Source organism: Vibrio sp. V08_P9A1T1 (assembly GCF_963874405.1).
In the GTDB taxonomy this organism is placed as follows: domain Bacteria; phylum Pseudomonadota; class Gammaproteobacteria; order Enterobacterales; family Vibrionaceae; genus Vibrio; species Vibrio anguillarum.
The window spans coordinates 1-7,041 of record NZ_CAWNIB010000083.1; the positions used below are offsets into that span (position 1 = coordinate 1).

8 protein-coding genes and 1 pseudogene are annotated in these 7,041 nt (G+C 42.6%); 2 read left to right on the forward strand and 7 right to left on the reverse strand.

Annotated elements, in window-relative coordinates; genetic code table 11:
• Positions 1 to 248: pseudogene (locus tag AACT21_RS04360) on the forward strand (right-handed parallel beta-helix repeat-containing protein); the annotation flags it as partial.
• 44 nt (positions 249 to 292) lie between these two features.
• On the opposite strand, the gene AACT21_RS04365 reads toward AACT21_RS04360, so the two are convergent.
• The 6 genes from AACT21_RS04365 to AACT21_RS04390 form a co-directional block, all read right to left on the reverse strand.
• Positions 293 to 1,708 carry an aspartate kinase gene (locus AACT21_RS04365; protein WP_094163265.1) on the reverse strand — a complete coding sequence of 472 codons (1,416 nt, stop codon included), beginning with the start codon at positions 1,706 to 1,708 and terminating at the stop codon, positions 293 to 295.
• Between the two features lie 48 nt (positions 1,709 to 1,756).
• Entirely contained in the window at positions 1,757 to 2,143 is a 387-nt protein-coding gene (locus AACT21_RS04370) for an ectoine synthase (protein ID WP_094146877.1), read from the reverse strand.
• 9 nt (positions 2,144 to 2,152) lie between these two features.
• Entirely contained in the window at positions 2,153 to 3,418 is a 1,266-nt protein-coding gene (ectB, locus tag AACT21_RS04375) for a diaminobutyrate--2-oxoglutarate transaminase (RefSeq protein ID WP_047689962.1), read from the reverse strand.
• Between the two features lie 11 nt (positions 3,419 to 3,429).
• Positions 3,430 to 3,996: a diaminobutyrate acetyltransferase gene (gene ectA, locus AACT21_RS04380; RefSeq protein WP_013867982.1), complete on the reverse strand. Its 567-nt coding sequence runs from the start codon at positions 3,994 to 3,996 to the stop codon at positions 3,430 to 3,432.
• Positions 3,997 to 4,486: 490 nt separating this feature from the next.
• Positions 4,487 to 4,996: a hypothetical protein gene (locus AACT21_RS04385; RefSeq protein WP_017046067.1), complete on the reverse strand. Its 510-nt coding sequence runs from the start codon at positions 4,994 to 4,996 to the stop codon at positions 4,487 to 4,489.
• A 40-nt stretch (positions 4,997 to 5,036) separates the two neighbouring features.
• Positions 5,037 to 5,549, reverse strand: a complete 513-nt coding sequence (locus AACT21_RS04390; protein WP_176430157.1) for a nicotinate-nicotinamide nucleotide adenylyltransferase — start codon at positions 5,547 to 5,549, stop codon at positions 5,037 to 5,039.
• Positions 5,550 to 5,653: 104 nt separating this feature from the next.
• Between AACT21_RS04390 and nadE the strand changes: the two genes are divergently transcribed.
• On the forward strand, positions 5,654 to 6,484 hold the full coding sequence (gene nadE / locus AACT21_RS04395) for an ammonia-dependent NAD(+) synthetase (RefSeq protein WP_064626299.1): 831 nt from the start codon (positions 5,654 to 5,656) through the stop codon (positions 6,482 to 6,484).
• A 103-nt stretch (positions 6,485 to 6,587) separates the two neighbouring features.
• On the opposite strand, the gene AACT21_RS04400 is transcribed toward nadE, so the two are convergent.
• Positions 6,588 to 7,041 (reverse strand): TetR/AcrR family transcriptional regulator (locus AACT21_RS04400; RefSeq protein ID WP_094163269.1); only part of this gene is annotated, 454 nt, incomplete at its 5' end.

The window sequence follows — 7,041 nt, forward strand, 5'->3', positions numbered from 1 at the left end:
GTAAATATGTATCTGGCATTTTAATAGCACTAAACACTTTTGTAAATGTAGATATGTCAGTCTATGGTTCAAATAACAAATATTATAATATAATAAATATGCTAACTAACGGTGAAAAAAAATTTATATTTTCCGTCATAAAGAACAATATATATCAGCTGCCAAAAAATGTTGGATTTTTTAACTCACTCACAGCACCAGAGGTCATTCTAACTGACAACATTGAGTTATCTTCACCTATTCAATAATTCAGATGAAGTAAGGTTACTCAAGTAACCTTACTTCATCTTTGTTAGGCTGCCTTTCTTGAAGATAGCGGTTTCGCAATCAACACATCATGTAAAACACAAATCGCGCGATTGTAATCGTTGTCTTCTACGACGAATTGTACATTGACATTACGCATCGACGAGTGAGCGGCAATAGGGCTAATTTTTGCGTTAACTAATGCTTGCATGCCTTGCGTTAATGCGTTGTTGGTGTTCATTGATGCACCGATTGCAGAAATGAGGGCGACCATTTTTCCTGATACGGATGCATTCGGGTAGCGCTTCTCTATTTTGTACAACACGTGGTTTAAGTTATCGCTGCTGCCACTGAGGTAATACGTCATCGAGTTTGCATTCATCTCTTTACCAACGAGATGTACCTTAGCTTCGGCGATCACTTCCATCAATTCATAACTGGCATTATCAATTTTCCCGACCATGCTTTGGTCAAAAATATGCAAGGCGAACACTTTGTCCTTGCCCGCAATAATCTCTACCTTATTGTTCTGAGGCTTATGAACATTGGAAATGAGAGTACCTTTATGCTCTGGTTCGAACGTATTTTTGATTCTGAGTTCAATCCCCTGCTGACGCAGCCCAGCTGCCGCATTCGGATGAATCGCTTCCATACCTAAATTAGCCAGTTGGTCTGCTACGTCAAAGTTCGTCAATCCCATCGGGCTAACCTTATCCGCGCCTACAATTCTCGGGTCTGCGGAGCTTAAGTGATACTCTTTATGGATGATCGCTTGCGTTGCGTTGGTTAATGCGGCGATGCGGCTAAAGGTCATTTCACTATAGCCACGATCATAGGTTTTCATTAATCCTTCATTACAGTAGGCGTAGCCAGTCACGATTGGCAATTGCGTTGCTACATCAATGTCTTCGAAGGCAGTCAAAATCACCTCATCTAAGCTTCCTGCTTGCCCATTATTCCACCCGGAGAGATCAATGAAGCATGCATTAATCCCAAGAGTTTTTAGCTTCAAACTGGTGTTATAGGCACTATGAGCCTCGCCTATTGAAGATAAAAATTCTCTCACCTGAGGCAAATACTGACGCAATGAAAACTGCCCGTATTGACACGTTTCTAGAATATTATTAATGCAGTTGACTGCTTCTGAGATCCGCGAACGAATAAATTTATCCGCGCGAATACGACTCATCGGATCGGCGAACAAATGCTCATTAATCAGCAACATACGTTGCTCAAGTTGGTACATGGCTTCTTGCCATTGCGTATCATGTTTCGCGATCATCTGGTAAATACCGGGCTTGCCAGTGCGTTTGCATTCCAGTAGGGCATCGGTAATGGTTGCATACGCTGATACCACAAACACTCGATCATAAGGGTGATGAGGCCTTAGTAAAATATTGTCGAGCACAGCATCAAAAGCGCTCATTGATGTTCCACCGATTTTTTCTACGGTGTAAGACATGGGATCTCCTTTTCTTTTAAATTGAATGCAGTGAATCGTCGCGAGTGATTACTCAATGATTGGGTAAACACCTTTTTCATCATGCGTTTCAGTTCCTGTCAGTGGCGGGTTAAAAACACATGCCATAACCATATCTGCACCAGAATAAGCTCTTAAATAGTGCTCGTCATGTTGATCAAGGATGTACAAAGTGCCGGGCTTTATCGGGTAAGTTTTCCCTCCTATCACTTCGATTTCCCCTTCACCTGACATGCAATACACGGATTCCAAATGGTTTTGATAGTGAATATGGGTCTCGCCGCCTTTAAAAATGGTCGTAACATGGAATGAAAAACCCATATTGTCATCTTTCAGCAGCATACGAACGCTTTCCCAAGTTTGAGCAACAACCCGGCGCTCACTTTGGCGACACTCTTCTAATGTTCTAACAATCATTTTTTATTCCTAAGATGCTTTTTTAATTAACTGAGAGGCTAGCTCTTCTACCGCTTGTGCAAAAATATCTAAACCTTGGTCAAGTTCGGTTTCTGTGATAGTAAGTGGGCAGAAAAACTTAATTACTTCGTCATTTGGGCCTGCGGTTTCAATCACCATCCCTAGTTGAAAACAACGACGAGCAATTTTATGGGCGATCTCACCACTGCTGCATTCAATGCCTTGCATTAGTCCACGCCCTTTGTGGCGGTTAAACAGTGTGGGGAAACGACGCAGTGTGGTTTGAATGACATGCGTCACTTGCTTGGCTCGATGTGCGATATGAGTGGTAAAATCATCATTTGACCAATAGGTTTCCAGCGCTTTTGTAGCGGTTACAAAGGCGTGATTATTACCGCGAAAGGTTCCGTTGTGCTCTCCCGGTTTCCACACATCTAACTCAGGTTTCAGCAGCACAATCGCCATAGGTAACCCATAACCACTGAGCGATTTCGATAGCGTCACTATATCTGGTTTTATTGCTGATGGCTCAAAACTGAAAAAGGTTCCCGTACGTCCACAACCAGCTTGAATATCGTCAACGATAAGCAAAATGTCGTTTTTCTTACAGAGACGACTTAAGCGTTGCAACCACTCGTTGGACGCGCAATTTAAGCCACCTTCGCCTTGGACAACCTCCAATAATACCGCAGCCGGTTTGTCTAAACCCGATGAGTTATCATTCAGCATATTTTCAAATAGCGACAGGCCATCAATATTGGCATAGCCATCATAAGGGAGCCGCGTCACGCCACCTAAGCTAAGCCCAGCGCCGCCTCGATGATGTTGATTTCCTGTTGCGGCAAGTGCGCCATAAGAGCAACCATGAAAGCCGTTAGTGAAAGCCACAATATTACTTCTACCCGTAGCTTTTCTGGCCAGCTTCATTGCCGCCTCTACAGCATTAGTCCCAGTTGGACCAGTAAACTGCACTTTGTAGTCGAGGTTTCTTGGTTCAAGAATGAGACTTTCAAATACCGCGAGGAACTCAGCCTTGGCAGAGGAGTGCATATCCAAGCCGTGAGTAATGCCGTCTTTATCAATGTACTCCAATAGCGCCTGCTTAAAGAGGGCGTTATTGTGACCATAATTTAACGAACCAGCTCCAGCCAAAAAATCTAAGTAGCGATCACCAGAATCGGTAAATAGCCAGCTCCCTTTTGCCGTAGAGAAAACCACGGGAAAGTGATTGGCATAAGATTGCACGTTTGATTCTTTCTTTTTAAAAATGTCCATAACGATGATAGTTATCCTGTTAAGTTAGAACGAGGTTTGAGCGGAATGCGGTACAAATACTCGGTATCATGTTCACCTTCAAAGTGACGAGTTTGATCGAGAAAGGTCGATACCTCTCCTTGCTCGCCATGTGCTCGATCAAACTTCTTAAAGAGGCTCCATGAACCTTGATTGTTTTTCGTGATAGTCGTTTCCAATACACGAACATCAGCCATAACGTCACGAGCGAGCAATTCATGTAACAAATGTGAGGCAAGCCCTAGCCCACGAGCATTTGGATGCACGGCCACTTGCCAAATAAACAATTCATCAGAATTGTCAGGCTTTAAATAGGCCGAAATAAACCCCACGGTTTCGCCATTTCTTTCCGCTAAGATGCAAGTCTCTTGAAAGTGAATCGCTTGTAGGAAATTACAGTATGAGGAGTTTTCATCTAAGGGAGGACATAGCCCAATCAAATCATGTACACGCTGCCCGTCGGCTTGATTGGGGGTACGAAACGTCCATTGTTCTGTCTTTGTTTGCATAATTTCCGGGTATGCAACCCAAGGTGCTGCTGTAATCATTGCCTGCCACATAAATAGTTAGAGCTCTAATTAAAAACCTCTATATAAACTAACAGTACAAATGGAAAATTCAACCAAAAAATTCAAAAAAATAGCAATAATAGATATAGAGTGCTGATTTAAAACGAATAAATAAGTTTGAACATTTAACTAAAAAACAACCAATTAGTTAGATGTGTAATCAAATAAAAGTAAGATAGCAGAGCGAATGTGATTGAACCTAGCGGCATTAGCAATCTGAGTCGTTTTTGCAGTTTGCATTTGCAGCCTGCAAAAATTTTCTTGGGGAAGTTTGAAAAAACAAGGAAACAATAGCAACTAAGCGCTATAAAACTTGGCACGTATGCTGCAATAACTATATCGACCCTTCTTAAGCCGAGGGTCACCTAGCCAACTGACGTTGTTAGTGAATACTCTTTGTTCACAATTTACATAGGCCAATCGCGAATATTGCGGTTGGCTTTTTTGTTTTCTGAGGGAGTGTGTTTACTGAGGGAAAACGTTAGAAGGGAACTTCAATTTGCATCATGACAACGCTGTCGAAATCTTCATGCCAACGATAGTCAAAACGCATGCGCGGCTCACCCGCTTTTTTCTCGCCAAAACCGATACTTAGCTGTAAGCCGTGACTCATTAACCACTCTTCGGTTGACATATCACTTTGCTCGTCAAGCAATTCAGAGGGTATCCAGACTCCAAAGCCAATGTAGCTTGTGGCCAATTTCTGAGTAAACAGGGGATCCGAATCGGCTTTTAAAAACCAATCGGCCCAGTAAGAGGAGTCGGCTGGAGATTCTTCAAATAAACCTAAAGCCAGCAGTTGTTTCGATGCGTAACCCATACTATCTAATATAGAAAAGCAGACGCCCGATGCTGGTAACATTGTTGGGCTACTATCTGCACCTAGTGTTAATTCTAACTCTGGCGTTAATAATGAACCGGAATAGAGATCGCAAGCTTCCGTCAGCGACGAAAACATGATTAACGCACAAACAGCCACATTTAACTTCATGAATGCAAACAGCTCCGACCACGAAAAGGGCGTGGATTGTCTAGTAAAGTTTTCTTTGCTGCAAGATTTTCCTAACAGAGATAGTCGTTAAATCGGTAATATCTAAATTTTCAGCTAACCGCTGACGAATATCAGTACTACGAATCGCGACTTTTTCAGGACAGGCCATGACTGACCAGCGTTGCAAGATATCTTGAGCTTTATAGAATTTCGCAAAATTGAACAGATTATCCGGGCCCATTACAAAAGTAATGTCAGCATCAGGTGATTGTTTTTGCAGTAATGACAAAACAGCGTAAGTTGTGACACTCTGCCCGGGCTGTTGCAGTTCCTCTTCGACTATTGAGCGTTGTATCTTATCTGACTGCAAATCATGAATAAAAGCATCAATAAGTTCACAACGGATCTCATAACTGAGCATCTGCTTACCCCAAGCGTGTGAAATGCTCGGTACCAACAGAATTAAATCGAAATGGCTTAGCGATTCAATCACACTTTTATGTCCTAAGCTCGGAGGGTTAAAAGCACTCCCAAAGACGGCAATTTTGGTCATAGCAATCCTATTCAAGTCTGAAAACCATTTTCTCGGTTTTCTAATCTGATGATTTCGGTATGATACACCAAAGATTTATATTGCTTGCAGGAAAAGGAACCCTAATGGAACAAATGATCCGTGATGAGATGCGTGTTCTCTCATCCATTGACCCTGTTTATGAAATTGAACGGCGCGTTGAGTTTATTAAACGCAAATTGGTTGAATCTGGTTGTAAGTCTTTAGTGCTTGGCATCAGTGGTGGCGTCGACTCAACAACGTGCGGCCGTCTAGCCCAGCTCGCCGTGACACAACTCAACCAAGAGTACGCCGTTAACGACTATCAGTTTATCGCCGTTCGTTTACCCTATGGCGAACAAAAAGATGAGGATGAAGCGCAGCTTGCTCTCTCCTTCATTCAACCTACACACTCAATTTCGGTCAATATTAAAGCGGGTGTAGATGGCCTGCACTCAGCCTCTCTTGATGCGCTACAAGGCACAAGCTTAACTCCAACTGACAGTGCCAAAATTGATTTCGTGAAAGGAAATGTAAAGGCGCGCGCTCGCATGGTTGCGCAGTACGAAATTGCAGGTTTTGTTGGTGCGTTAGTACTCGGCACGGATCATTCCGCAGAAAACATCACCGGTTTTTATACTAAATTTGGTGATGGCGCGTGTGATTTAGCACCACTTTTTGGCTTGAGTAAACGTCAAGTGCGCGCGGTAGCGGCTCAATTAGGCGCACCACAGCAATTGGTTCAAAAAACACCCACCGCGGATTTAGAAGAGCTCGCACCACAAAAAGCAGATGAAGATGCGTTAAACTTAAGTTATGACCAAATCGATGATTTTTTAGAAGGGAAGCCTGTTTCACAGCACGTGATTGACCGTCTTGTCGCGATTTACACAGCAACTCAGCATAAACGTCAACCGATCCCAACGTTGTACGATTGATCGACACAATCTCTCTATAACTCTCTACAAAAAGCACTAAAGCCAACTTCTCAGTTGGCTTTAGTGTTAAAGTCGACAATACAAGCTTGCACAAAGTGCCAAATTATTGACTCATTTTAATCAGTGATTTACCAATCAGCCACTCAAGCTCCCTTGCGCTCTCTTTGCCAAACTGTACAGCCACCGTTTTGTATAACCGATCAACACCATTTGCTGCAAATTCATCCGCATTTTCAGTCGTCACAACATGATGAAATAATAAACGCAAAATAGCCAAAAATTGTGCATTTTCCAGCGCATTTATCCAGCTATTTGAAAAGCTTGAAAGGTCATTTTCAAAATCTAAATGCTCAACAAACAGCTTAAAAATCCGCCCATCTAAAGCGGCCGTAAAATCGGTTTTCTTTGGAAAATGGTGGCTAATCCCCGTTCGTGAAACCCCTGTTTGCTGACTCAACGTGGTATACGACATTTTGTCGTAACCTAGTCTCAATAGCTGATCGACAACAGCATCCATTATTCTCTGAATGGTGATTTCAGTATCTTCTTTACTACGC

Bases quoted from the DNA above. Each gene is read 5' to 3' on its own strand.
- nadE (WP_064626299.1), top strand. From the start codon at position 5,654: ATGGAACAAATGATCCGTGATGAGATGCGTGTTCTCTCATCCATTGAC.
- AACT21_RS04370 (WP_094146877.1), bottom strand. From the start codon at position 2,143: ATGATTGTTAGAACATTAGAAGAGTGTCGCCAAAGTGAGCGCCGGGTT.
- AACT21_RS04365 (WP_094163265.1), bottom strand. From the start codon at position 1,708: ATGTCTTACACCGTAGAAAAAATCGGTGGAACATCAATGAGCGCTTTT.
- AACT21_RS04390 (WP_176430157.1), bottom strand. From the start codon at position 5,549: ATGACCAAAATTGCCGTCTTTGGGAGTGCTTTTAACCCTCCGAGCTTA.
- ectB (WP_047689962.1), bottom strand. From the start codon at position 3,418: ATGGACATTTTTAAAAAGAAAGAATCAAACGTGCAATCTTATGCCAAT.
- AACT21_RS04385 (WP_017046067.1), bottom strand. From the start codon at position 4,996: ATGAAGTTAAATGTGGCTGTTTGTGCGTTAATCATGTTTTCGTCGCTG.
- ectA (WP_013867982.1), bottom strand. From the start codon at position 3,996: ATGTGGCAGGCAATGATTACAGCAGCACCTTGGGTTGCATACCCGGAA.